Origin of the sequence: Nocardioides sp. P86 (assembly GCF_023712465.1) — a bacterium.
GTDB classification, from domain to species: Bacteria; Actinomycetota; Actinomycetes; order Propionibacteriales; family Nocardioidaceae; genus Nocardioides; species Nocardioides kribbensis.
Genome location: NZ_JAMAYE010000001.1, coordinates 1,243,468 through 1,267,387, shown reverse-complemented (window position 1 = coordinate 1,267,387; position 23,920 = coordinate 1,243,468). Strand labels below are relative to the sequence as shown.

Genomic DNA, 23,920 nt, shown 5'->3' with positions numbered 1-23,920 from the left:
GGACCCCGGCGTCGTGCCGGGGGCGGTGCAGGAGGTGGCGCACGCGCGGGTCACGAGGAGCTCGAGGGCAGCGAGGAGATCTGGCCGGCCAGCCAGCTGGACTGGCTGCTCATCTGGCCCAGCGCGGTCTCGAGGGCGGTGAACTGGCGCTGGAGCGTCGTACGCCGCAGCTCGAGGCGCGTGTCCCACGCCTCGATGCCGTCCTGGAGCCGCTCGATGCCGGTGCGGCGCCCCGTGATGGCCGCGGTCAGGGTGCCGGTGGTGCTGTTGCTGGCGCCCTTGGCGACGGTCGCGACCCGGGCGGCGAAGCCGTCGCCGGCCGTGGAGAAGCGCTCGGCGACCCCGGCCGGGTCGGCGGCGTAGGCCTGGGTGAAGGCGCTCTGGTCGAAGGTCAGGGTGCCGGTGCGCGACACCTGGATGCCGAGCGAGGCCAGCGAGGTGCCGTCGCTGGGGTAGACGGCGTTGAGCAGCGCCGAGCGCAGCGACCTGGCGGTCGCGTCCCCGGCCAGGGCGCCCGACTTCTTGGTGGCGCTGTCGTAGGAGGTCTGGGCGTCGATGTCGGCCAGCAGCGAGTTCACCGTGTCGACCAGGTCCTTGACCGACGTCGCCAGCTTCGAGGTGTCGCGGGCCAGGGCGACCGAGGAGGTCGTGCCCGTGGTGGCCGCGGCGCCGAGGGTGAGCGTGACGCCGGGCAGCACGTCGGTGAAGGTGTTGGTCGTCGAGGTGACGACGATGCCGGCGCCGAGGTCGATCGAGGCGTCGCTGCCGGCGCGCACCGTGGCGCCGCCGAGCAGAGCCGAGCCGTCGGAGCCGGTGAGCGTGAAGTCCTGCGCGGCGCCCGTGGCGGTCGACTCCACGAGCAGCTGGTAGGAGCCGTCGGCGACCTTGACCAGGCTCGCGGCGAGGCCGGTGGCGTTGGCCGGGTCGTTGATCGCCCGGGCCAGGCCCGACAGCGTGCCGTCGGTGGCCAGGTCGACGGGCGAGCCGTCGAAGCGGTCGAGGCGCACGCTCGTGGAGGCCCCGGTGACCTGGTCGGTCAGGGCGTGGGCCTGGGCGAAGCCGAGCTGGTGGCTGCGGGCCACCGAGGTGACGGTGACCGACAGCGAGGCCGGGCCGGCGCTGGTGCCGGCGGTCACCGACACCGCGGCGTTGCTCGAGGTCGCGGTGAGCGGCGACCAGGCGGACGGCTTCGCGAGGGCCTCGGCCTTGCTGGCCAGCAGCGCGACCTTGGTGTTGAGGGTCTGCAGCGTCGTCACCAGTGACTGCTCGCTGCTCACCTTCGCCTTGAGACGGGTCTGCGGCGCCGCCTCGAGCTGCATGAACTGGTCGACGAGTGTCGCTGTGTCGAGGCCCGAGGCCAGGCCGCTGATGCTGCTGGTGGCCATCGGACCTCCTCGGGTCGGTGCGGGTGCCTCGGGTGTGTCGGGTGGTGCGGTGCCGGGGGCCGGTGCGGGGTCGGGGGTGCCGACCCCGCACCGGCCGTCCGGATGAGCGGGCGCTCAGCCCGCGGGTGGTGCGGGTGCGTCAGCCGCGCAGCAGGCTGAGCACGCCCTGGGGGGCCGAGTTGGCCTGGGCGAGCATCGCCGTGCCGGCCTGGGAGAGGATCTGCGAGCGGGTGAAGCTCATCATCTCCTGGGCCATGTCGGTGTCGCGGATGCGGCTCTCGGAGGCCGACAGGTTCTCGACGGCCACGTTGAGGTTGTTGATGGTGTGCTCGAAGCGGTTCTGCACGGCACCGAGGTTGGCGCGGGCCTCCGAGATCGACTTGATCTGCTGGTCGATCACGCCGATGGCGCTCTGGGCCGCGGTGTGCGACCCGAAGCCGATGGCGGCCGAGGTGGCGGTGGTGGTGTCGAAGCCGGCACCGTCGCTGGACACGTCGACCGTGCCGCCGGCCTTGGAGACGACCTCGAGCTGACCCTGACCGTTCACCGACGCGGAGAAGTTGTCGGTGAAGGTGGAGTCGGCGTTGAGGGTGTCGACCAGCTCGCCCAGCGACGCGGGCACGGCCGCGGTGGTGAGGTTGTAGGTCGTGGTGCCGTTGGTGACGGTCACGACGTCGCCGGCGGTGATGTCGGAGACGTTGACGTTGTTGGTGCCCTTGGAGACCGACCCGAGGGCGGTGGCCACGGCGGAGACGTCGGCGGAGTTGAAGTCGACCGCGATCCGGCTGTCGGCACCGGTGCCCGCGCCGACCTGGAAGCTCATCGTGCCGGCGCTGCCGTCGAGGAGGTTCTTGCCGTTGAAGTTGGTCGAGTCGGCGATCCGGGTCAGCTCCGACTGGAGCTGCGTGGCCTCGGTGGCGATCGCGGTGCGAGCGTCGGCCGAGTTGGTGTCGTTGGCGCCCTGGACGGCCAGGTCGCGCATGCGCTGGAGGATCGAGTGGACCTCGTTGAGCGCGCCCTCAGCGGTCTGCACGACCGAGATGCCGTCCTGCGCGTTGCGCACGGCGACCTTGAGGCCACCGGTCTGGGCGCGCAGGCCCTCCGAGATCGCGAGGCCGGCGGCGTCGTCGGCGGCGCGGTTGATGCGGAAGCCGCTGGACAGCTTCTCCAGGGACTTGGACATCTGGCCCTGGGTGACCGACAGGTTGCGGTACGAGTTGAAGGCGTCGGTGTTGGTGTTGATGCGAAGACTCATGATGGGTCCCTCCTGGGTGTCGAGTCGTGGAGCCCGTCCATGGGCTCACGGGGTGCTGATCGGCCCGGACGGTCCGGGCCTGAGCGGTTCGCCGATCTTTTTCGGCGGGTCGGTGGGGGCGCTGCGCGGGCGCACCGCGAGGCCGCCGGCTCCGTCGTACGACGGGACGGCGCGGGCCGGTGCCGGCCGGTGCCGGCCGGGAGCGCAGGGCTCAGGCGGTACCGCTGAGCCGGGCGGTGACGCGGGCCGGCTGGCGGGTGGCGGCGTGGCGGGCGGCGACGGCCTGGAAGTAGGCGGCGCGGCGCTGGGCGGCGCAGCCGTCGGGGCGCGGGTGGGGCGTGACGAGCTCGGGGTCGAGGGCGCTGTTGAGGGCGTCGCGCAGCAGCACGAGGGCCTCGGCGCGGATCTGGGAGACCCGCGACTCGGTGACGCCGAGGGTCTCGGCGATCTCGGCCATGGGCCGCTCGGCGAGGAAGTACTCGCGCACGACGACCTGGAGCCGCTCGGGCAGCTCCTCGATGGCCTCGGCGAGGTAGTCCAGGCGCTCCTGGTGCTCGACCGCGGCCTCGGGGGAGGGGGAGGTGCTGACGAGCATCTCCTCGTAGGGGGTCTCGCTGCCGCCCTGGAGGGAGAGGACGTTGGCGCGGGCGACGTCGCCGTCGTTGCTCTCGACCTCGGCCAGGGTCAGGCCCAGGGAGGCGGCGACCTCGGCGTTGTCGGGCACGCGGCCGAGGGTGGCGGCCAGGCGGGTGCGGGCCTGGTCGAGGTCGCGACCGCGGCGGCGCACCGAGCGCGAGGCCCAGTCGATCTGGCGCAGCTCGTCGAGGATCGCTCCGCGCACGCGGCTCGCGGCGTAGCGCGTGAAGGGGACGCCGCGGTCGGCCTCGAAGGCGTGGGCGGCCTTGACGAGCGCGGTGAGGCCGGCGGAGTGGAGGTCGTCGCGGTTGACGTGGCTCGGCACCCGGCTCATGGTCTCGCGGACGATGTGGCCGACGAGCCCCATGTGGTCGACGATCATCTGCTCGGAGTCGGCGGTGCCCGTGGGCGTGTCGAGACCGTGGAGCGCCTGCTCCTGGTCGACGGACCGGTCCTGCGTGTGGTCGTGAGTGCTCACGGTGTTCCCCCTCGTCCTGCGGCGCGCGCCCTCCCTGACGTGCGACGGCTCGAACCCTGCCGTCCCGGGGACGGGTCTGAAAGGCGATCCGGCACGAATGACCCGAGGGGGCTATACCGGGTCGCCGATCGACTGAGGTAGGGACTCATCCGTCCGGTTGGTCCCGTCGTTCCGCTCAGGTGGTCGCCGCCTGCGCCGATCTGCTCCGTCGACGAGGCACGACCACCCCGGTCGGGCCCGCACGGTGCCGGGAGGCGATGACGTGGTCGACGCGGTGGAGAGACTCTCCCTCACGCTGTGGCGCGAGCGTGAGCTGCTCGACACGCTGCTCTACCGCCTCGAGGTGGAGCAGCTGGTCCTGGCGAGCGGGCGCACGGCGTGGCTGATGCGGGCCGCCCGCGAGGTCGAGGCGACGCTGCAGGTGCTGCGCGAGACCGAGGTGCTGCGCGCGGTCGCCGCCGACGAGGCGGCGGCCCAGGTCGGCTGCCCCGACAACCCCTCCCTCAAGGCGCTGGCCGAGGCCACCCACGAGCCGTGGCGCACGATCCTGCTCGACCACCGCGAGGCCTTCGTCTCGGTGACCCGCCAGGTCACCGAGCTGGCCGACTCCAACCGCGACCTCATCACCAGCGGCTACCGCGCCGCCCGGGAGACGCTGCTCTCCCTCGACGACTCCACCCACAGCTACACCCCGGCCGGCGCCGCCGTCGCGGCGAGCGGCACGGCGCGCCTGGTCGACCGGAGCATCTGACGTGAGCGGCTCGTTGTCCTCCCTCAACACCGCCCTCACGGCGCTGCGCTACCAGCGCGTCGCCCTCGACGTCGCCAGCAACAACGTCGCCAACGCCACCACCGAGGGCTACACGCGGCGCCGCGTCGTCGGCGAGACCATCGGCAGCGCCTCCGTGCCGGCGCTGTGGTCGCGCTACGAGGGCGCCTCGGGCAGCGTCGGCGCGGGCGTGACGACCCGCTCGGTCGACCGCATGACCGACGACCTCCTCGACGCGCGCTCGCGCCGGGAGAACGCCAACCAGTCCTACCTCGACGTGCGCTCGGCCACCCTCCAGCGCGTCGAGAGCGGCATCGGCGAGCCCGGCGACTCCGGGGTCTCGGCCGCGCTGACCTCCTTCCGCAGCAGCTGGCACGACCTGGCCAACGACCCCGGCAGCGCGGCGGCCCGCGAGGTCGTGCTGGCCCGCGCCACGGCGCTGGTCGACTCCGTGCACGCCCAGGCCCGCCAGGTCTCCGACGAGCAGGCCGACCAGCGGGTGCGTCTCCAGGGGGTCGTCGCCGACGTCAACACCACCGCCACCGAGCTCGCCGCCACCAACCGTGCCCTCGCCGCCGCCTCCCTCGACGGCGTGGACACCTCCGACCTGGCCGACCAGCGCGACGCCCTGGCCCTGCGCCTGGCCTCGCTCACCGGCGGCACCGCGAGCCCGCGCAGCGACGGCGGCTTCGACGTCTCCCTCGGCGGCGTGCCGCTGGTGGAGGGCGGCACGGCCCACACCCTGCAGATCGCCAGCGGCGTCACGGCCGGCGGCGGCGACGACGGCCAGCCGGTCACCTTCTCGATCACCACCGGCGGGGCCGCGCCGACCACCACGGCGGTGCCGGCCGGTCTCAAGGGCGAGACCGGCGCGGTGGCCGACCTGCTGACCACCACCCTGCCGGCCTACGCCGCCGGGCTCGGCGCGGTCGTGGCCACGCTGGCCGGCGAGGTCAACGCGCTGCACCAGGCCGGCTACGACCAGGGCGGCGCCGCAGGCGGGCCGTTCTTCTCCTTCGACCCCGCCGACCCGGCCGGCAGCCTGGCCGTCGCGGTCACCTCCGCCTCGGGCGTCGCCGCCTCGGCCGCCGCGGGCGGCGGGCTCGACGGCACCCAGGCCGACCGGCTCGCCACCGCCGGCGCCGCCGAGGGCGCCTACGCGCGCCTGGTCACCGGCTTCGGCACCGAGGTCGCCTCGGTGCAGCGGCTCGCCACCACCCAGCAGCTGCTCACCGCACAGGTCGACTCCGCCCGGGAGCAGCTCTCGGGCGTCAACCTCGACGAGGAGATGGTCTCCATGCTCTCGGCCCAGCGTTCCTACGAGGCGGCGGCCCGCGTGATGACCGTCGTCGACTCGGTGCTCGACACGCTGATCAACCGCACCGGGCTGCTGCGCTGATGGGCATCTCGCGCGTCACCCAGTCGATGCTCGCCGACCGGTCGGTCGGCTCGCTGCAGGGCAGCCTGACCCGCCTGGCCAAGATCCAGGAGCAGCTGGCGACCGGCAAGGTCGTCAACCGTGCCTCCGACTCCCCGACCGCGGCCGGCGCCGCCATGCGCTTCCGCGGGTCGATCGCCGACCAGCAGCAGTACGTGCGCAACGCCGAGAACGGTCTCGGGTGGCTCGGCGCCGCCGACACCACCCTCTCCAGCGTCAGCGACTCCGTACGCCGCGCGCGCGAGCTCGCCCTCCAGGGCGTCTCGGCCAGCAGCAGCCCCACGGCCCGCGCGGCGCTCGCCGCCGAGGTCGACCAGCTGCGCGAGCAGGCCCTCGCCGACGCCAACACCGGCTACCTGGGCCGCCCCGTCTTCGGCGGGGTCACCGCGGGAGGCGCGGCCTACGACGCCACCGGCTCCTGGGTGGGCGCCCCGGGCGCGGTCAACCGCACCGTCGGGGCCGGCGTGCAGGTGCGTGTCGACGTGCCCGGCCCGGACGTGTTCGGCGACGGGGCGACGTCGCTCTTCGCGGAGCTCGACGCCCTCTCGACCGCCCTCACCAGCGGCGACGAGGCCGGCATGCGGGCGGGTCTCGACGCGCTCGCCACCCGCCTCACCACGGTCGCCACGGTGCAGGCCGGCGTCGGTGCGGCGTACAACCGCATCGAGGGGGCGGTGGAGTCGGCGAAGGGCCAGGTGGTGTCGCTGTCGGCGTCGCTGTCGGAGATCGAGAACACCGACCTGCCCAAGGCCATGGTCGACCTCAAGCTCCAGGAGGTCGCCTACCAGGCGGCGCTGGCCTCGACCTCGCGCGTCATGCAGCCGAGCCTCGTGGACTTCCTGCGATGATCGCCACCGTCGCTCCGACCCGATCCACGAGCCAGCCCGACACCCAGCCCGTCACCCAGCCCGTCACCGTGAGGACCCCCATGCCCGAGGCGCCCGCCCCCGACGCCGCGGTGCTCGACATCCCCGTGATCGAGCTCGTGCACCCGATGCCGGGGTTCCCCGACCGGCAGCGCTTCGCGCTGGTGCAGCTCGACGACGACGGGCTGCTGTGCGCACTGCGCTCCCTCGACGACCCCGAGCTGCGCTTCCTGGTCGTGCCGCCGCAGGCCTTCTTCCCCGACTACGCCCCCGAGGTCGACGACGCGGTGGTGGCCGACCTCGCCATCGACGCGCCCGGCGACGTCCTCGTGCTGGCGGTGGTGACGCCGGCGCAGACCCTGGCCGGCACGACCGCCAACCTGCTCGCGCCGGTGCTGGTCAACACCGTCAACCGGCGTGCGTGCCAGGTGATCCTCGACGACACCTCGCTCTCGGTCAGCACCCCGCTCGTCGCGTGATCCCCGCGCGCACCGCGCACGACGGCAGGGCGCGGGCCGCGACGTCTTGCGCCGCGGCCCGGCCGGGTGCGGGTAGCGTGGCCCCATGCTGGTCCTGAGCCGCCGCGTCGGCGAGAGCGTCGTCATCGGCGACGACGTGACCGTCACGATCCTCGAGGTCCGTGGCGACGTCGTCCGGGTCGGCATCGACGCGCCCCGCTCGGTCGCGGTCAACCGCGCCGAGCTGCTGGCCGAGCTCGAGTCGTCGAACCAGGCGGCCGCCTCGCCCAGCGAGGAGGCCGTCGCCTCGCTGGCCCAGGCGCTGCGCACGCGCCCGGCCGGCCCGTCGGGATCGGCGGCGCGCGAGCGCACCTGAGCTGGTCCGGTCCACCCCGGCCCATCCGTCCGCGACCGCGGACGACCGCTCAGTTCGCCCCCGGCCCCGCCGATGGGGCGGGCATGGATGACGACGCCGAGATCGTGGCCGAGTTCCTCGTGGAGAGCCACGAGAACCTCGACCAGCTCGACCGCGACCTGGTCGCCCTCGAGCAGGAGCCCGGGTCGCGCGAGCTGCTCTCGAGCATCTTCCGCACGATCCACACCATCAAGGGCACGAGCGGCTTCCTGGCCCTCGGCCGGCTCGAGGCGCTGACCCACGCGGGGGAGAACCTCCTCTCCCGCCTGCGCGACCGCAAGATGGACCTGACGACCGAGGTCACCGAGGTCCTGCTGCGCACCGTCGACACGGTGCGGGCGCTGCTGGAGGTCATCGAGCGCTCCGGCACCGACCAGGACCCGACCGTCGACGTGCAGGTGGTCGTGGCCGAGCTCGAGCGGGTCCTCGCCGGCGGCAGCGCCCCCGCCCCGACCCCCGACCCGGTCGCAGCCCCGGCGCAGGCCCCGGTCGCGCCCGAGCCCGTGGCGCCGTCGTACGTCGACCCGGCGCCCGCCGCGCCGACGGCGGCGCAGCAGCTGCCCGCAGCCGCAGCTCCCGCGTCGTCACCCGCCCCGCCCGCCGCCGTCGCCCCAGCAGCGGCACCCGCGCCCGCACCTGCGCCCGCACCCGTCGCGCCGCCCGCGCCGGCCGTCGTCGCGGAGCCGCTCGACCCCGACGCCGACCCGGCGCCCCGCGGCGTCGTGGACTCCTCGGTGCGGGTCGACATCGAGCTGCTCGACGGCCTGGTGCAGCTGGTGGGGGAGCTGGTGCTCACGCGCAACCAGATCATGCAGCGCACCGACGCCACGACGGCCGCGGCCGGCGACGCGGAGCTGGTGCGCGCCGCGCAGCGCCTCGACCTGGTCGCCAGCGAGCTGCAGGAGAGCGTGATGCGCACCCGCATGCAGCCGATCGGCCAGGTCTGGTCGAAGATGCCGCGGATCGTGCGCGACCTCGCCCACCTGCTCGGTCGCGAGGTGGCCCTGGAGATGGAGGGCCACGACACCGAGCTCGACCGCTCGCTGCTCGAGGCGCTGCGCGGGCCGCTCACCCACCTCGTGCGCAACGCCCTCGACCACGGCCTGGAGCCCCCGGAGCAGCGGGTCGCGCTGGGCAAGCCGGCGGCCGGGCGGCTGCACCTGCGGGCCTTCCACGAGAGCGGCCAGGTGGTCGTGGAGATCTCCGACGACGGTCGCGGCATCGACCCTGCCGTCATCGGCGCGGCCGCGGTCTCGCGCGGCGTCGTCACGCGCGAGCAGCTGGCCCGCATGGAGCCGCGCGACGTGCTCCACCTGATCTTCCGTCCCGGCTTCTCGACCGCCGAGCAGGTCACCAACGTCTCGGGGCGCGGCGTCGGCATGGACGTGGTGCGCACCTCCATCGAGCGCATCGGTGGCAGCGTCGACATGCTCTCGGTGGTCGGCTCCGGCACGACCTGCCGGGTGCGGATCCCGCTGACCCTGGCCATCATCCCCGCACTGGTCATCGGCGAGGCCGACGAGCGCTACGCCATCCCGCAGGCCAACCTGGTCGAGCTGGTGCGCCTGGAGGGCCAGGACCTGCGCGACAACGTCGAGGTGCTGGCCGGCGCGCCGGTGCTGCGGCTGCGCGGACGGCTGCTGCCGCTGGTGTCGCTGTCCGAGACCCTCGGGCGCGACGGCGCTGGCGTCGGCTCCGGCGTCCGGTCCGCCACCGACCCGCTCACCGTCGTCGTGGTGCAGTCCGACGACGTCCGCTTCGGCCTGTGCGTCCAGGACGTGCACGACACCCAGGAGATCGTGGTGAAGCCCATCGGGCGGCAACTCAAGCAGCTGGCCATGTACGCCGGCGCCACGATCATGGGCGACGGCCGGGTGGCGCTGATCCTCGACGTCGGGGGCATCGCCCGCGAGCGCGCGCTGACCTCGGTCGAGACCGTCGAGCCGGTCGCCCGCGTCGACGAGGCCGACAGCCGAGCGCTGCTGGTGCTGGAGATCTCCCACGGGCGGCGCGCGGCGCTGCCCCTCACCGCGGTCTCGCGGCTCGAGGAGTTCGACCTCGACCGCGTCGAGCGCTCCGGGGCGGTGGAGGTCGTGCAGTACCGCGACGGCATCCTGCCGCTGGTGCGCCTGGCCGCGGCCATCGGGCTGCCCGAGTCGCCGCCGCCCGAGGAGCAGCTCTCCGTGGTGGTGCACGAGGAGGAGGGCCGTCGCGTCGGCATCGTCATCGACCGCGTGCTCGACGTGGTCGAGGAGCACGTCGTCCTCACCGAGGTCGGCCGCCGGCCCGGCGTGCTCGGCTCCGCCGTCGTGCAGGACAGGGTCACCGACCTGGTCGACCTCGACGCCGTCGTGCGGCCGGTGCTCGGCTCCCGCGAGCTGGTGGGTGCCCGATGACCGCGACCACCACGCCGACCCCCGTGGCCACCCGTCAGATGTGCACCTTCTGGGTCGACGGGCTCTTCCTCGGCATCAGCGTCGAGCACGTTCAGGAGGTGCTGCGCTACCAGCAGCTCACCGTCGTGCCGCGCGCACCCGCCGCCGTGCTCGGCCTCATCAACCTGCGCGGGCAGATCGTCACCGCCCTCGACCTGCGCTGCCGGCTCGGGCTGCCGCCGCGGGCAGGGGAGGACCTGCCGATGAACGTCATCGTCCGCAGCCGCGGCGAGGTGGTCTCGCTGCTCGTCGACGACATCGGCGACGTCATCGACACCGACGACCACCTGCTCCAGCCCACACCCGCCAACCTGCCGCCCGGTGTGCAGGACGTCGTCACCGGCGTCTTGCCCCTGGCCGGCTCCATCCTGCTCGTCGTCGACGCCGACCGCGCGGTCGACGTCTCGTCCCACCTCACCACCGGAGGAACCCCGTCATGACCGAGCTCGACGTCGCACCCAGCCCGAACGGACAGGCCCCCCACGGTCAGAGCCCCCACGCCCACGTGGGCGCGGTGCCGCAGCAGGAGGCCGCCACGGCGCCGGCCCCCGGCGCCGGCGTCGACCTGGCGAGCCTGCCCGGCGTGCTCGCCGCGATCCCGAGCCGGGTCATGCTCGCCGACCGCGACTTCACCATCACCTACGTCAACGAGGCGACGCGCGAGGGCCTGGTCCGCCTGGCCGACTGGCTGCCGATCCGCCCCGACCAGATCGTCGGGGCCAACCTCGACATCTTCCACAAGAACCCCGCCTACCAGCGCATGATCCTGGCCGACCCCAGCCTGCTGCCGCGCCGGGCCGACATCAGCGTCGGCCCGGAGACCCTCGACCTCCAGGTGCACGCCATCCACGACGAGGACGGCCAGTACGTCGGGGCCATGGCGACGTGGGAGAACATCACCGACAAGCTGCGCAGCGAGCGCGAGCTGGCCGAGTCGATGGCCGACGCGGCCGCGGTCAACAAGGTGCTCGCCGGCCTCTCCGCCGCCCAGAGCGTCGACGACGCCGTCCGTACGGCCCTCGACGCGGTGCGCGAGGAGTTCGGGTGGGCCTACGGGTCGTACTGGAGGATCGACGAGGCCGACCGCACCCTGAAGTTCGCCCTCGAGTCCGGCGACGCGGGGCCCGAGTTCCGTGCCGTCACCCTCGAGGCCTCCTTCGCAGAGGGTGTGGGGCTCTCGGGGCGGGCCTGGCGCAGCCGCGACCTGTTCTTCACCCCCGACCTGGGTGAGATGACCGACTGCGTGCGCGCCCCCGTGGCGCAGCGGGTCGGCGTGAAGTCGGGGGTCTGCTTCCCCGTCACCGAGTCGGGCCAGGTGGTCGGCACCATGGACTTCTTCGCCACCGAGACCCTCTCGCCCTCGCCCCAGCGGCTCGACGCCCTGCGCAACGTGGGCCGCCTGGTCTCCTCCACGCTCGAGAGGCTCGCCGCCGAGCAGGTCGAGCGCGAGCGGGCCGCCGAGATGGCGGCGAGGGTCGAGCAGGTGCTCGAGGTCGTGCGCGCCGCCTCCGCCGGCGACCTGACCCGCGAGGTCACCCTCACCGGCACCGACGCCATCGGCCAGCTCGCCGCCGGCCTCTCCACCCTGCTCACCGCCCAACGCGACTCCATGATCGCCATCGGCCGCACCGCCGACTCCCTGGCCATCGCCGCCGAACAACTCACCATCCTCTCCCAAGGCATGGGCGACGGCGCCACCCTCACCTCGGATCGCGCCGCCTCGGCCACCGGCTCCGCCGGCGAGGTCTCCGCCTCCATCCAGACCGTCGCCTCCGCCGCAGAAGAGATGACCGCCTCCATCCGCGAGATCGCCCAGAACGCCACCGAAGCCGCCACCGTCGCCACCGGCGCCGTCACCGTCGCCTCCTCCGCCCAAGGCACCGTCGCCTCCCTCGGCGAGTCCTCCGCCGAGATCGGCCAAGTCATCAAGGTCATCACCTCCATCGCCCAACAGACCAACCTCCTCGCCCTCAACGCCACCATCGAGGCCGCCCGCGCCGGCGACGCCGGCAAGGGCTTCGCCGTCGTGGCCAACGAGGTCAAGGAACTCGCCAAGGAGACCGCCCGCGCCACCGAGGACATCGGCCGCAAGATCGAGGCCATCCAAGGCGACACCACCGGCGCCGTCACCGCCATCGCCGAGATCTCCGAAGTCATCGGACGCATCAACGACATCCAGACCACCATCGCCTCCGCCGTGGAGGAACAGACCGCCACCACCAACGAGATCGCCCGCTCCGTCACCGAAGCCGCCGGCGGCGCCAACGGCATCGCCGACGACATCGCCCAAGTCGCCTCCGCCGCCGACGACACCCGCCACGGCGCCCACAACACCCTCGAGTCCGCCACCGCCCTGGCCACCATGGCCACCGAGCTCAAAGCCCTCGTGGCCCGCTTCCAGGTCTGAGGAGGAGACGACGCCGGGGTCGGGTGACCCGACCCACACGAGGAATGGTTGTCGGGGACAACGGTCGGGAATACCGTTGCCCCCGACAACCTTCTACCCGTCGTGAAGCGAGCAGACCCCGTGACCCAGACGTCCCCGTCCACCCCGGCCTCCCCGGCCTCCCCGCCCGTGGCGGACGCTCCGATGACGCACCGCCAGATCCTGGAGGCCATGAGCGGCCTGCTGCTGGCGATGTTCGTGGCGATGCTCTCCAGCACGGTGGTCACCAACGCGCTGCCCACCATCGTCGCCGACCTCGACGGCAGCCAGACCGGCTACACCTGGGTCGTCGTCGCCACGCTGCTGGCCATGACCGCCACCACCCCGATCTGGGGCAAGCTGGCCGACCTGTTCAGCAAGAAGCTGCTGGTGCAGCTCGCGCTGGTGGTCTACTCGGTCGGCTCGCTCATCGCCGCCTTCGCGCCGTCGATGGAGGTGCTGATCGGCTCCCGCGTCATCCAGGGCCTCGGTGTCGGCGGCCTGACCGCGCTGGTGCAGGTCGTCATCGCCAGCATGGTCTCGCCGCGCGAGCGCGGTCGCTACTCCGGCTACATCGGCGCCACGTTCGCGCTGGCCACGGTCAGCGGGCCCCTCATCGGTGGCCTGATCGTCGACTCGCCCCTGGGCTGGCGCGGCTGCTTCTTCGTTGGTCTGCCCGTCGCCGCGCTCGCCTTCGTGCTGCTCCAGAAGACCCTGCACCTGCCCGTCGTGCGCCGCCAGGTCTCCATCGACTACCTCGGCGCCACCCTCATCATGGCCGGCGTCAGCATCCTGCTGATCTGGGTCAGCCTCGCCGGCAACCAGTTCGCCTGGGCCTCGGCCACCACCGCCGCCATGGTCGTGGGCGGTCTGCTGGTCATCGCCGCCGCCCTCTACGTCGAGGGCCGGGTCGCGGCGGAGCCGATCATCCCGCTGCACCTGTTCAGGGACCGCACCATCGCCCTGGCCACCGTCGCCTCCACCCTCATCGGCGTGGCGATGTTCGGCTCCACCGTCTACCTCAGCCAGTACTTCCAGGTCGCCCGGGGCATGAGCCCCACCGAGGCCGGCCTGATGTCGATCGCCATGGTCGGCGGCCTGCTGGTCTCCAGCATCGTCACCGGCCGGATCATCTCCGAGACGGGCCTGTGGAAGCGCTACCTCGTCGGGGGCATGGTCCTGGTCGTGGTGGCCCTCGGCCTGCTCGGCACCATCGACGACACCACCAGCCTGGTCGTCATCGGCCTGTTCATGGCCGTCCTGGGCGTCGGCCTGGGCGCCACGATGCAGAACCTCGTGCTCGCGGTGCAGAACAACGTGGCGCTCAAGGACATGGGCGCCGGCAGCTCCGTCGTCGCCTTCTTCCGCTCCCTCGGTGGCTCCGCCGGCGTCTCGGCCCTCGGCGCGCTGCTGAGCGTGCAGGTGGCCGACAAGGTCGCCAGCGGCCTCGCGGCCATCGGCGTGAGCGGGGGCAGTGAGACCGAGAGCCACTCCATCCCCGACCTGGACACGCTGCCCGGGCCGGTGCGCGAGATCTTCCAGTCGGCCTTCGGTGAGTCCTTCGGCCACCTGTTCCTCGTCGCCACGCCCTTCGCGGTGCTCGCCCTGGTCTGCGTGCTCTTCATCGAGGAGGTGCCGCTGCGCACCACCAACGACCTGGTGCCCGACACGGCGCCCGGAGCCGACGAGGGCAGCGACCTGCTCGAGGCCTCGACGCGCCGGGCGGCCGGTGCCGCCACCGGCGCCGACACCACGCCCGGGTCGCTGGTCGAGCGCGAGCAGCCCACTACGCTGCGGTCCTGATGACCGCGCGCACGGAGCACCTGATGAAGCTCGAGCAGGAGGTCGGCGTGCTGATCCGCCGGGTCCGCCGCGTGATCGGCGAGCGCGCGCTCGCCGTCCACGAGGAGCTGCAGCCGGCCTCCTACCTCATGCTCAGCTACCTCGCCGACCACGGCGCCATGCGCTCCTCGTCGATGGCGGAGGCCTTCCACATCGACAAGGGCGCCATCAGCCGCCAGGTGCAGCACCTCGCCGACCTGGGTCTCGTGGAGCGCACCCGCGACCCCGAGGACGGCCGGGCCTCGCTGGTCGCGGCGACCGACGAGGCGGTGCGCCGCCTCACCGACGTGCAGGAGCACCGCCGCAAGTTCCTCGACGAGCGGCTCGGCGACTGGGACGAGAGCGAGCTGGCGGCCTTCGCCGAGGTCCTCCACCGCTACAACAGCGCTCTCAACCAGCCGACCGACCGCTGAGCGAAGGCACGCGGGCCGCCGACCCCGGCGCGGGGTCGGCGGCCCGTGGCCTGTTGCTCAGTCGCCGGTGGTGAGCCAGACCGCGGTGTCGACCGGCAGCAGGTCGGAGACCGGACCGCTGCTGGCCACGACGTCGCCGGCGGGGCGGGTCACCGGCGTCGCGCCGCAGTTGACCACGACGGTGAGCGGGCCGCGGCGGAAGGCCAGCACGTCGCGGCCGAGGTCGAGCAGCTCGACCTGGTCGCCCGCGGTCTCGGCGAAGGCGCGGCGTGCCGCGAGCGCCTTCTGGTAGAACGCCAGCGTCGAGTCGGGGTCGGCCTGCTGGGCGGCCACCGTCAGCGGGGCCCAGTCGTCGGGCTGCGGCAGCCACGGCTGGGCGTCGCCGGGGCCGAAGCCGTAGGGGGCGGCGTCGCCGCTCCACGGCACCGGCACGCGGCAGCCGTCGCGGCCGACCTCGCCGGTGCGGAACCACGACGGGTCCTGGCGGTGCTCGGGCTCGACGTCGACCTGCTCCAGGCCCAGCTCCTCGCCCTCGTAGAGGTACGACGAGCCCGGCAGCGCCAGCATCGCCAGGGTCGCGGCACGCGCCCGCGCCAGGCCGACCGCACCGCCGCCGTAGCGGGTCACGTGGCGCACGACGTCGTGGTTGCTCAGCACCCAGGTGGGGCTCGCACCCACGCCGGAGAGCGCCTCGAGGGTGCCGGTGACGACCGAGGCGAACTCCTCGGCCGACCAGGGGGCCAGCAGCCAGGAGAAGTTGAAGGACTGGTGCATCTCGTCGGGGCGCACGAAGCGGGCCATCGACTCGGCCGACTGCGTCCAGGCCTCGGCGACCATCATCCGGTCGCCGTCGTAGGAGTCGAGGACCGTGCGCCAGCGGCGGTAGACCTCGTGCACCTCGGGCTGGTCCCACATCGGCTCGTCGCGCATGGTCCGCTCGACCATGCTGGAGACCGCCTCGGGGTTGATCTCGCCGCTGGCCGGGGTGTCGCCCTCGTCGACGACCTGGTCGCGCAGCGACTCCTCCTTGACCAGGCCGTGGGCCACGTCGACCCGGAAGCCGTCGACGCCGCGGTCGAGCCAGAAGCGCAGGACGTCCTCGAACATGTCGCCGACCTCGGGGTTGCGCCAGTCGAGGTCGGGCTGGGTGGAGTCGAAGAGGTGGAGGTACCACTGCCCGTCCTCGACCCGCGTCCAGGCGGGCCCGCCGAAGACCGAGCTCCAGTTGTTCGGCGGCTGCGAGCCGTCCTCGCCCCTGCCCTCGCGGAAGAGGTAGCGGGCGCGCTCCGCGCTGCCCGGCCCGGCGGCCAGGGCGGCCTGGAACCACACGTGGGCGTCGGAGGTGTGGTTGGGCACGAGGTCGACGATCAGCTTGAGGCCGAGCTCGTGCGCGGTGGCGACGAGACGGTCGGCGTCCTCGAGGGTCCCGAAGAGGGGGTCGATGTCGCGGTAGTCGGCCACGTCGTAGCCGTGGTCCTTCTGCGGCGAGGTGTAGAAGGGCGAGATCCACAGCGCGTCGACGCCGAGGTCGCGCAGGTAGGGCAGCCGCGAGGTGATGCCCGGGAGGTCGCCGATGCCGTCGCCGTCGCTGTCGGCGAACGAGCGGGGGTAGACCTGGTAGATGACGGCGTGGCGCCACCACTCCGGGGCCTCGGAGCTCTTTGGATCGTTCAAAGTCATGCCCACAAGTCCATCACACGATCCGGCCCCGTGCCCAGCCCTCGCGCCGGGGCCGGGCGGCCCCGTGGTCAGCGGTCCTTGATCGCCCCGTAGCGGTCCAGCGCCTCCAGCCGCTCCGCCTTGTGGTCGACGATCGGCTCGGGGTAGCCCGCCGCCTCCCGGTCCTGCGAGGACGGCTCGTGCGGGTCGGCGGCGTCGGCCAGCTCCGGCACCCAGCGGCGCACGTAGTCCGCCTGCGGGTCGAACTTGCGGCCCTGGGTCGTGGGGTTGAAGACCCGGAAGAAGGGCGAGGCGTCGGTGCCGCTGCCGGCGGTCCACTGCCAGCCGTGGTTGTTGCTGGCCAGGTCGCCGTCGACGAGCCAGTGCAGGAAGTGGCCGGCGCCCAGCTGCCACTCCAGGTGCAGGTCCTTGACCAGGAAGCTCGCGGTGATCATCCGCACCCGGTTGTGCATCCAGCCGGTCGCCCGCAGCTGGCGCATGCCGGCGTCGACGATGGGGAAGCCCGTGCGGCCCTCCTGCCAGGCGGCGAGCTGCTCGCCGGGGGAGTCGTAGGCCATCCGGGCGTACTCCGGCTTGAGGTACTCGCGCGCCGTCTCGGGGCGCCGCGCCAGCACGTCGGCGTAGAAGTCGCGCCACGCCAGCTCGGTGCGGTAGGTCGCCGCGCCCCGCGAGCGGCGCTGCGCCAGGTCGGCCAGCAGCGTGCGCGGGTGGACCTCGCCGTACTTGAGGTGCACCGACATCCGGCTGGTGCCCTCCACCCCGGGGCGGTCGCGGTCGTCGTCGTAGTCGTCGACGCGGTCCAGGAACTCCTCCCAGCGGGCGCGGGCGGCCCTCTCCCCGGCCTCGGGCAGCTCGAGCCCGGCGGGGAGGTCGGGGTCGGGCACGTCGGTGGTGCCGTCCTCGAGCTCGACCCAGCCGCCGCCCGACGGCGGGTCGACCGGCGCCCGCCAGCCGTGGTCGTTCCAGGCGCGGGAGAAGGGCGTGAAGACCTGGTAGGCCTTGCCGGAGCCGTTGACGACCCGCCCCGGCGCCACGGCGTACGGCGAGCCCGTGCGCACCAGCTCGATCCCGGCCTCGCCGAGCGCCTCCTCCACCCGCTCGTCGCGCTCGCGGCCGTAGGGCCCGAAGTCGGCCGCGACGTGCACGCGCCGCGCGCCGACCGCCTTCGCGGCCAGCACCACCCGTCGCACCGGGTCGCCCCGCACCACCGAGAGCCGCGTGTGCCGCTGCCGCAGCTGCGCGTCGAGGGCGCGCAGCGACGCGCCGAGGTAGGCGCGGCGGCTCGGCCCGGCCGGGCCCCACAGGTGCGGGTCGAGCACGAAGAGCGGGAGCACCGCCCCGTCGGAGGCGGCCTCGAGCAGCGCGGGGTTGTCGCCCAGGCGCAGGTCGCGGCGGAACCACATCACGGAGGTCGTCGAGTCAGCCACCCGGCGACCCTGCCACCCCCGCGTCGCCGTGGCCTCCCCCCTCCGGTCCCGTTCCGCCGTGCCGGGCGCCGGTCGGGACGAGGTGCGCGATGGGGGACAATGGGGGTGTGAGCGACCTCATCGACACCACCGAGATGTACCTGCGCACGATCTACGAGCTCGTCGAGGAGGGCATCGTCCCGCTGCGCGCGCGGATCGCCGAGCGGCTGCACCAGAGCGGGCCCACCGTCTCGCAGACCGTGGCGCGCATGGAGCGTGACGGCCTGCTGACGGTGCAGGGCGACCGCCACCTCGAGCTGACCGAGGAGGGCGACCGGCTCGCCACCCGTGTCATGCGCAAGCACCGCCTCGCCGAGCGGCTGCTCATCGACGTGATCGGCCTCGACTGGGAGCTGGTGCACGAGGAGGCCTGCCGCTGGGAGCACGTGATGTCGGAGACGGTGGAGCGCCGGCTGCTGGAGCTGCTCGACCACCCGACCGAGTCGCCCTACGGCAACCCGATCCCGGGCCTGGAGGAGCTGGGCCAGAGCCGGGTCGGGGAGGAGTTCATGGCCGGGGTCGAGTCGCTGGCCGACGTCGCCTCGGCCGAGGAGGGCCGCGTGCTCGTGCGGCGCATCTCCGAGGAGATGCAGAAGGACGAGGCGCTGATGAGCGCCCTGCGCCGGGTCGGCGCCCTGCCCGACAAGACCGTCACGGTGGTGCAGACCGGCGAGGGCGTGCTGGTCGGCTCCGGTGGCGAGACCGCGGAGGTCCTCCTCGACGCCGCCGACCACATCTTCGTCAAGCGGCTCTGAGCCTCGGCCGTCGCCGACCGGGCCGTCCCCGCACCGTGGGGATGGCCCGTTGCTTTACCCCCGTGCTGCGGAACGCGCACCACCTGCGGTGTCGGGTGGCCGAAATCGCGGCGCGCTCAGGGTCGGGCGGGCATGATGGTGCTCGACGCACGACTCTCGGAGCACTGGTCCAGACCGGTGCGGTGCGCCGTGACCGCCGGCGTCCCCCCTCGTTGTCCCTGCACACACGCACACGCCTGGACCTGAGGGAGGTCGCCATGAGCATGGCGAGGGGAGTGCTCGAGATGGAGCTCGTGGAGGTGCCGGCGACGGCGCTCGAGCTCGGTGTGCTCGAGGGAGACATCGTGGTCAGCCACGTCGGCACGCGCCTGACGCGCGGCCTGGAGATCGACGAGGAGGTCGTCGTGCTCACCGCCGACGGCGAGTTCCTCAGCGCCCGCGTGGTCGACCTGGAGTTCGACCTGGCCGACACCCGCTACGTCCTGCGCCGCGGCGTGCGGATGCCCCCCGAGCTGGCCTGGGAGCGCCTCGAGCAGGGCGACGGCCTCGCGCCGCGCGGCCCCGCCGCCGGGTCGGGCGAGTCGGTGCAGTCGCTGCTCGACCTGCTGGGCGACCTGCGCGACCGCGACCAGCGCGACTGACCGGGCGCAGGGCCCGACCCGGGTCCGCCCCGGGGCTCAGCCGACGCGCCGCGCGGCGAGGTCGGCCAGGAAGCCCGAGCACCCGGCCTCCACGGCGTACGTCGCGAGCGCGTCGCCGCGCGTGGCGCCGCGGTTGACCACGACCACCGGGGTGCCGGCGCGCGCCGCCCGGCGCACGAACCGGAACCCGCTCATCACCGTCAGGCTCGACCCGACGACCAGCAGCGCACCTCCCGCGCCCAGCGCGTCGACGGCGTCGTAGCAGCGCTGCACCCGCGGGGCCGGCACGTTCTCGCCGAAGAACACCACGTCGGGCTTCAGGGTGCCGCCGCAGTCGCAGTCGGGCACGACGAAGGACTCCGTGAGCGACGCCTCGAGCTCGACGTCGCCGTCGGGCCGGGTCTCGGCGTCGTCGTGCCCGGCGCCGAACTCGGGGTTGAGGGCGCTGAGCCGCTCGTGCAGCGCCGCGCGCGAGGTCGTGCGGCGGCAGCCCAGGCAGACCACGTCGGCGATGCGTCCGTGCAGGGCCACCAGGCGCGGGCTGCCCGCACGCTCGTGCAGTCCGTCGACGTTCTGGGTGATCAGCAGGTCGGGGTCGACCTCGACGAGCGCGCGGTGCCCGGTGTTGGGGTCGGCGTGACGCATCCGGCCCCAGCCCAGGTGGCTGCGGGCCCAGTAGCGGCGGCGGGCCTCGGGGGTGGCCACGAACTCCTGGTAGGTCATCGGGGTGCGGGTCGGCGCCTGCGGCCCGCGGTAGTCGGGGATCCCGGAGTCGGTGGAGAGCCCGGCGCCGGTCAGCACGACGAGGTCGCGGTCGGCGAGCAGGTCGAGCGCGGCGGCACGGGTGGCCGGGTCGTGGGCGGTCGCGTCGGGGTCGCGCTGCTGCGACGGGGAGGTCGCGGCGGGGGAGCGGGTGGGCAGCAGGCTCACCGGGCGTACCTCACCTCGGCCCGCGCACGCGCCTTGGCCGCCTCGACCTCGCGGTCCTTGGGCGGCGCGGCGGTCACGAGGTCGTCGAGGAGGTGCTGGGTCACGTGGGCGATCTCGCGCACGGCGCGGTCGAAGGCCTCCTGGTTGGCCTGCGAGGGCTTGGAGCTGCCGCTCACCTTGCGCACGTACTGCAGCGCCGCCGCCGTGACCTCGTCTCGCGTGGCCGGCGGCTCGAAGTTGTGGAGCTGGCGGATGTTGCGGCACATGCGACGAGCCTACGCCGCCCTCAGCGGGCCGGCGGCTGCTCGGAGCCCGGTGCCGGACCGGGCACGGGGGCGAGCCGGGCCGCATCGAGCAGGGTCGTGGACCGGTCGGTGAGCAGCACGACCCGGCGGTCGGCCAGCAGCACCGTGCGCACGCCGCGGGCCTCGACGCCACGCGGCAGGGGCAGGGTGCGGGCCGAGACGCGACCGTCGGCGAGCGACACCACGGCCAGGTGCGGTCGGGTGCGTCCTGGTCCGTAGACCACGCTCAGCGCGGTCCGGGCACCGGGCAGCCAGGTCAGCTGCCGCGGGTCGACCGACGCGCCCAGCGTGGTGCCGGCGGCGAAGTGGTGGACGCCCAAGGGGCGGGGGTCCGCGAGGTCGCCCAGGTCGAAGAGGCCGACCTGCGCACCCCACGCGCCGCGGTCGGGCCCCTCGCCGATCCCCAGCAGCCGGCGCGGTCCGAGCGGGTGGAGGTGGGCGGAGAACCCGGGCACCGTCAGGGTCCCGAGCAGCCGCGGCCGGTCGGGGTCGGAGAGGTCGACGGTGTGGAGCGGGTCGACCCGGCGGAAGGTCACCACGATCGCGAGGTCGTCGAACCACCGCACCGACTCGATGCTCTCGAAGCGGCCCAGCCCGTCGACCCGGCCGGCCTCGACGAGCCGGTCGCCGTCGCGGCGCAGGGTGGCCACGGCGTTGGCCGGCCCGGTGCCCTGGGCCGGTCCGAGGGCCAGGCGGAGCACCCCGTCGACCTCGTCCATGGCCCACCGGTCGGCGAGGGTGCCGAGCACCTCGCCGGAGGCGACGTAGGAGGTGGAGACGCCCTCGAGGTCGAGCTCGTGCACCGTGGTGAGGCCGGCGCCGGCCGCGCCGGTGGGGTCCCAGCCCGCCCAGGCGGGGGCGGTGGCGACGTAGAGCCGCTCGGCGGAGGCGTAGGCGAGGTCGGTGTCGACCAGCAGGCCGGAGCCGCTCGGGTCGACCAGGCTCCGCGCCGCCGACTCCGGGGTGGCCGCGTCGAGGCCGAGCACCGCCAGCGTGCCGAGACCGGCCTCCTGCGACGGCACGGCGACGTCGTCGCAGGCCACGGCGGGCGCGGTGGTCGACGCGCCGTCGGCCGTCAGGTCGTCCACGGTGGCCCCGGGCAGCCAGTCGGCCGCGGTGGCGGCGCGCACGACCTCGCGGTTGGCCAGGGTGGCCGCGGTCCTCCCGCCCGCGCGGCGCGGCGTGGTGAAGGGCAGGTCCGGCCGGTCGGAGGACAGCACGAGCCGCACCACCGTGCCGTGCTGCACCGCCCGCACGAGCCCGGCGTCGTACGCCGTCGACGCGGTCACCCGCGGGTCGGTCGGGTCGGAGACGTCGACGGTCAGGACCCTGGTCGACGTCGCGGTCGAGGTCGAGGTCGGCGTGCCGGCGATCCGCGGGGTGGTCGCCGCGCCCCGGTCGCGACCCACGACCACGACGGTGTCGCCCACCAGCAGCAGCTCGGGGTCGACCAGCGACGTCGCGGTCAGGTCGAGCGAGCCGAGCCCGACGACCTCCGAGCCGCCCACGTCGTGGGTGCTCAGCGTGCCGCCGGCGACGCGCACCAGCAGGGAGCCCTCGGTCTTGACCGTGTCGGGCTCGTCGACGCCGGCTTCCTGCACCGTCGTGCCGGTGGCGCTGGGGTCGGCCCGGGTCATGCCCGCGGTGGGGCCGCTCGCCGTCCGGGTCGACGCGGCGAGCTCCAGCGCGCCGTCCCGCGCCGCGAAGAAGGGCGAGTCGAGGAAGAAGTACGGGTCCTCCCAGCCGTGGGGGCCGACGAGGTCCTCGCCCAGGTCGGCGTACGCCGCCGCGAGGTCGGCGCACGAGTCGGCGGGCGCGAGGTCGCCGCCGAGCCAGGTGGCCCGTGCGGCCCCGTCGCCGGTGGCTCGGAGGCCGCCGGTCCCGAGGTCGGGGCCGGCCGGGCCGGCGGGCCCGTCGCCCGCCGGCGCTGCGCCGCACCCTGCGGCGAGCGCGCCGGTGAGCAGCACGGCGAGCAGCGTCGCGACCGCGGAGCCGGGCCGCCCGGCGCGGGCCCGACGGGGCGCGACGACGGGACGGAGGAGGCGGGGCGTGGGGGTGACGGGCACGGGGCTGTGACGGCGGGTGGCCCGCGCTGGTTCCCGGCGACGACGCGGTGCGAGGATGACGGGCATGCCCGACTCCCGCGAGCTCGACCTCGTCCTCTTCGGCGCCACCGGCTTCACCGGGGGCCTCACCGCCGAGTACCTCGCCCGCACCGCGCCCACCGGGCTGCGCTGGGCCCTGGTGGGTCGCAGCCGCGACAAGCTCGAGCGCGTGCGCGCCCGCCTGGTCAGGATCGACCCCGCCCTCGCCGACCTGCCGCTCCTCGAGGCCGACGCCACCGACGCCGCGGGCCTGGCCGACCTGGCGGCACGCACCAAGGTGGTCGTCACCACCGTCGGGCCCTACCTCCAGCACGGCGAGCCGCTGGTGCGCGCCTGCGCCGAGGCCGGCACCGACTACGTCGACCTGACCGGCGAGCCGGAGTTCGTCGACCGCATGTACGTCGCCCACCACGCCACGGCTGCCCGCACCGGTGCCCGGATCGTGCACGCCTGCGGCTTCGACTCGATCCCGCACGACCTCGGTGCGCTCTACACCGTGCAGCAGCTGCGGGCCAGCGGCCCGGTGGCCATGCGGGGCGTGGTCCGCGCCAGCGGCATGGTCTCGGGCGGCACCTTCCACTCCGCCATCGGCGCCTTCGCCCGGGCCAAGCAGATGAGCGAGGCCCTCAAGGCCCGCCGCCGTGCCGAGCCGCGACCCGAGGGCCGCTCCTCGCGCGCGGTCGCCGGCAAGCCCCACCGCGACAAGGCCCTCGGTCTGTGGCTGCTGCCGATGCCCACCATCGACCCCCAGGTCGTCGCGCGCAGCGGGGCGGCGCTGGAGGCCTACGGGCCGGAGTTCCGCTACTCCCACTTCGCCGGCACCAAGACGCTGCGCTACGCCGCCGGCGGTGCGCTCGGCGTCTCCGCGATCGGCCTGGCCGCCCAGGTGCGCCCGCTGCGCAACGCGCTCCTCGGCCGGATCAAGCAGGGCGAGGGCCCCGACGAGAGCCGCCGTGCGCGGTCGTGGTTCACCGTCGACTTCGTCGCCGAGAGCGAGGGACGCTCGATCCACACCCGCGTGTCCGGCGGCGACCCGGGTTACTCCGAGACCGCGAAGATGCTCGCCGAGTCGGCGCTGTGCCTGGTGCTCGACGAGCTGCCCGCCACCGCCGGCTGCGTCACCACGGCCCAGGCGATGGGTGACGCGCTCATCGCGAGGCTGGTCGCCGCCGGCCTCACCTTCGAGGTCGTGGCCTGAGCCCCGCCTCGGCGGGGTGCGCCGG

At 74.1% G+C, this 23,920-nt stretch carries 21 protein-coding genes; 13 read left to right on the top strand and 8 right to left on the bottom strand.

Features of this window, described 5'->3' with window-relative positions:
- Nucleotides 1-50 precede the first annotated feature (50 nt).
- From fliD to M3673_RS05940, 3 genes are all read right to left on the bottom strand, one after another.
- On the bottom strand, nt 51-1,385 hold the full coding sequence (gene fliD, locus M3673_RS05950) for a flagellar filament capping protein FliD (protein ID WP_251532559.1): 1,335 nt from the start codon (nt 1,383-1,385) through the stop codon (nt 51-53).
- Nucleotides 1,386-1,524: 139 nt separating this feature from the next.
- A complete protein-coding gene (locus tag M3673_RS05945; protein ID WP_193662057.1) occupies nt 1,525-2,640 on the bottom strand; it encodes a flagellin in 1,116 nt (371 codons plus the stop codon).
- 211 nt (nt 2,641-2,851) lie between these two features.
- The gene (locus M3673_RS05940; RefSeq protein ID WP_251532558.1) at nt 2,852-3,754 is read right to left on the bottom strand and encodes a sigma-70 family RNA polymerase sigma factor; all 903 of its coding nucleotides are present in this window, start codon (nt 3,752-3,754) and stop codon (nt 2,852-2,854) included.
- A 274-nt stretch (nt 3,755-4,028) separates the two neighbouring features.
- Between M3673_RS05940 and M3673_RS05935 the strand changes: the two genes are divergently transcribed.
- From M3673_RS05935 to M3673_RS05890, 10 genes are all read left to right on the top strand, one after another.
- A complete protein-coding gene (locus M3673_RS05935; protein WP_056865214.1) occupies nt 4,029-4,505 on the top strand; it encodes a flagellar protein FlgN in 477 nt (158 codons plus the stop codon).
- Nucleotide 4,506: 1 nt separating this feature from the next.
- A complete protein-coding gene (gene flgK / locus M3673_RS05930; protein ID WP_193662058.1) occupies nt 4,507-5,922 on the top strand; it encodes a flagellar hook-associated protein FlgK in 1,416 nt (471 codons plus the stop codon).
- Nucleotides 5,922-6,809, top strand: coding sequence for a flagellin (locus M3673_RS05925; protein ID WP_251532557.1), 888 nt, complete (start codon nt 5,922-5,924; stop codon nt 6,807-6,809). Before flgK ends, M3673_RS05925 begins: the two co-directional genes overlap by 1 nt.
- Nucleotides 6,806-7,306, top strand: a complete 501-nt coding sequence (gene fliW / locus M3673_RS05920) for a flagellar assembly protein FliW (protein ID WP_251532556.1) — start codon at nt 6,806-6,808, stop codon at nt 7,304-7,306. Before M3673_RS05925 ends, fliW begins: the two co-directional genes overlap by 4 nt.
- Nucleotides 7,307-7,391: 85 nt before the next feature.
- The gene (gene csrA / locus M3673_RS19120; RefSeq protein ID WP_285838981.1) at nt 7,392-7,661 is read left to right on the top strand and encodes a carbon storage regulator CsrA; all 270 of its coding nucleotides are present in this window, start codon (nt 7,392-7,394) and stop codon (nt 7,659-7,661) included.
- 83 nt (nt 7,662-7,744) lie between these two features.
- Nucleotides 7,745-10,096, top strand: a complete 2,352-nt coding sequence (locus M3673_RS05910; protein WP_251532555.1) for a chemotaxis protein CheA — start codon at nt 7,745-7,747, stop codon at nt 10,094-10,096.
- Nucleotides 10,093-10,575 carry a chemotaxis protein CheW gene (locus tag M3673_RS05905; protein ID WP_251532554.1) on the top strand — a complete coding sequence of 161 codons (483 nt, stop codon included), beginning with the start codon at nt 10,093-10,095 and terminating at the stop codon, nt 10,573-10,575. The genes M3673_RS05910 and M3673_RS05905 overlap by 4 nt, the downstream gene beginning before the upstream one ends.
- Nucleotides 10,572-12,542, top strand: a complete 1,971-nt coding sequence (locus tag M3673_RS05900) for a methyl-accepting chemotaxis protein (RefSeq protein WP_285838980.1) — start codon at nt 10,572-10,574, stop codon at nt 12,540-12,542. Before M3673_RS05905 ends, M3673_RS05900 begins: the two co-directional genes overlap by 4 nt.
- A gap of 183 nt (nt 12,543-12,725) precedes the next feature.
- Complete coding sequence (locus M3673_RS05895; RefSeq protein WP_193663933.1) at nt 12,726-14,363, top strand: MDR family MFS transporter; 1,638 nt, start codon at nt 12,726-12,728, stop codon at nt 14,361-14,363.
- A complete protein-coding gene (locus tag M3673_RS05890) occupies nt 14,363-14,815 on the top strand; it encodes a MarR family winged helix-turn-helix transcriptional regulator (protein WP_227489023.1) in 453 nt (150 codons plus the stop codon). Before M3673_RS05895 ends, M3673_RS05890 begins: the two co-directional genes overlap by 1 nt.
- Before the next feature lie 57 nt (nt 14,816-14,872).
- Here M3673_RS05890 and M3673_RS05885 read toward each other — a convergent pair whose 3' ends face one another.
- Both M3673_RS05885 and M3673_RS05880 read right to left on the bottom strand, forming a co-directional pair.
- Complete coding sequence (locus M3673_RS05885; RefSeq protein ID WP_251532553.1) at nt 14,873-16,495, bottom strand: alpha-amylase family glycosyl hydrolase; 1,623 nt, start codon at nt 16,493-16,495, stop codon at nt 14,873-14,875.
- Nucleotides 16,496-16,563: 68 nt separating this feature from the next.
- Nucleotides 16,564-17,922: a deoxyribodipyrimidine photo-lyase gene (locus tag M3673_RS05880; RefSeq protein WP_251532552.1), complete on the bottom strand. Its 1,359-nt coding sequence runs from the start codon at nt 17,920-17,922 to the stop codon at nt 16,564-16,566.
- A gap of 107 nt (nt 17,923-18,029) precedes the next feature.
- Here M3673_RS05880 and M3673_RS05875 point away from each other — a divergent pair, with 107 nt between their 5' ends.
- Together M3673_RS05875 and M3673_RS05870 are read left to right on the top strand one after the other, a co-directional pair.
- Nucleotides 18,030-18,716: a metal-dependent transcriptional regulator gene (locus M3673_RS05875; RefSeq protein ID WP_193663929.1), complete on the top strand. Its 687-nt coding sequence runs from the start codon at nt 18,030-18,032 to the stop codon at nt 18,714-18,716.
- 257 nt (nt 18,717-18,973) lie between these two features.
- A complete protein-coding gene (locus M3673_RS05870; protein ID WP_193663927.1) occupies nt 18,974-19,357 on the top strand; it encodes a hypothetical protein in 384 nt (127 codons plus the stop codon).
- Between the two features lie 36 nt (nt 19,358-19,393).
- On the opposite strand, the gene M3673_RS05865 is transcribed toward M3673_RS05870, so the two are convergent.
- The 3 genes from M3673_RS05865 to M3673_RS05855 are packed head-to-tail and all read right to left on the bottom strand — an operon-like array spanning nt 19,394 to nt 22,724.
- Nucleotides 19,394-20,287, bottom strand: a complete 894-nt coding sequence (locus tag M3673_RS05865) for an NAD-dependent protein deacetylase (protein ID WP_251532551.1) — start codon at nt 20,285-20,287, stop codon at nt 19,394-19,396.
- Nucleotides 20,284-20,553: a DUF2277 domain-containing protein gene (locus M3673_RS05860; protein WP_251532550.1), complete on the bottom strand. Its 270-nt coding sequence runs from the start codon at nt 20,551-20,553 to the stop codon at nt 20,284-20,286. Before M3673_RS05860 ends, M3673_RS05865 begins: the two co-directional genes overlap by 4 nt.
- A gap of 20 nt (nt 20,554-20,573) precedes the next feature.
- On the bottom strand, nt 20,574-22,724 hold the full coding sequence (locus M3673_RS05855) for a beta-propeller domain-containing protein (protein ID WP_251532549.1): 2,151 nt from the start codon (nt 22,722-22,724) through the stop codon (nt 20,574-20,576).
- On the opposite strand from M3673_RS05855, the gene M3673_RS05850 reads away from it, so the two are divergent.
- Entirely contained in the window at nt 22,723-23,895 is a 1,173-nt protein-coding gene (locus M3673_RS05850) for a trans-acting enoyl reductase family protein (RefSeq protein ID WP_056905476.1), read from the top strand. The genes M3673_RS05855 and M3673_RS05850 overlap by 2 nt on opposite strands.
- The last annotated feature ends 25 nt before the right edge of the window (nt 23,896-23,920 follow it).

Excerpts from the sequence above, each read along its gene's own strand:
- fliW (WP_251532556.1), top strand. The coding sequence starts at position 6,806 with ATGATCGCCACCGTCGCTCCGACCCGATCCACGAGCCAGCCCGACACC.
- fliD (WP_251532559.1), bottom strand. The coding sequence starts at position 1,385 with ATGGCCACCAGCAGCATCAGCGGCCTGGCCTCGGGCCTCGACACAGCG.
- M3673_RS05885 (WP_251532553.1), bottom strand. The coding sequence starts at position 16,495 with ATGACTTTGAACGATCCAAAGAGCTCCGAGGCCCCGGAGTGGTGGCGC.
- M3673_RS05945 (WP_193662057.1), bottom strand. The coding sequence starts at position 2,640 with ATGAGTCTTCGCATCAACACCAACACCGACGCCTTCAACTCGTACCGC.
- M3673_RS05860 (WP_251532550.1), bottom strand. The coding sequence starts at position 20,553 with ATGTGCCGCAACATCCGCCAGCTCCACAACTTCGAGCCGCCGGCCACG.
- M3673_RS05855 (WP_251532549.1), bottom strand. The coding sequence starts at position 22,724 with ATGCCCGTCATCCTCGCACCGCGTCGTCGCCGGGAACCAGCGCGGGCC.
- M3673_RS05910 (WP_251532555.1), top strand. The coding sequence starts at position 7,745 with ATGGATGACGACGCCGAGATCGTGGCCGAGTTCCTCGTGGAGAGCCAC.
- M3673_RS05850 (WP_056905476.1), top strand. The coding sequence starts at position 22,723 with ATGCCCGACTCCCGCGAGCTCGACCTCGTCCTCTTCGGCGCCACCGGC.
- M3673_RS05895 (WP_193663933.1), top strand. The coding sequence starts at position 12,726 with ATGACGCACCGCCAGATCCTGGAGGCCATGAGCGGCCTGCTGCTGGCG.
- M3673_RS05890 (WP_227489023.1), top strand. The coding sequence starts at position 14,363 with ATGACCGCGCGCACGGAGCACCTGATGAAGCTCGAGCAGGAGGTCGGC.
- csrA (WP_285838981.1), top strand. The coding sequence starts at position 7,392 with ATGCTGGTCCTGAGCCGCCGCGTCGGCGAGAGCGTCGTCATCGGCGAC.
- M3673_RS05900 (WP_285838980.1), top strand. The coding sequence starts at position 10,572 with ATGACCGAGCTCGACGTCGCACCCAGCCCGAACGGACAGGCCCCCCAC.
- M3673_RS05905 (WP_251532554.1), top strand. The coding sequence starts at position 10,093 with ATGACCGCGACCACCACGCCGACCCCCGTGGCCACCCGTCAGATGTGC.
- M3673_RS05870 (WP_193663927.1), top strand. The coding sequence starts at position 18,974 with ATGAGCATGGCGAGGGGAGTGCTCGAGATGGAGCTCGTGGAGGTGCCG.
- M3673_RS05925 (WP_251532557.1), top strand. The coding sequence starts at position 5,922 with ATGGGCATCTCGCGCGTCACCCAGTCGATGCTCGCCGACCGGTCGGTC.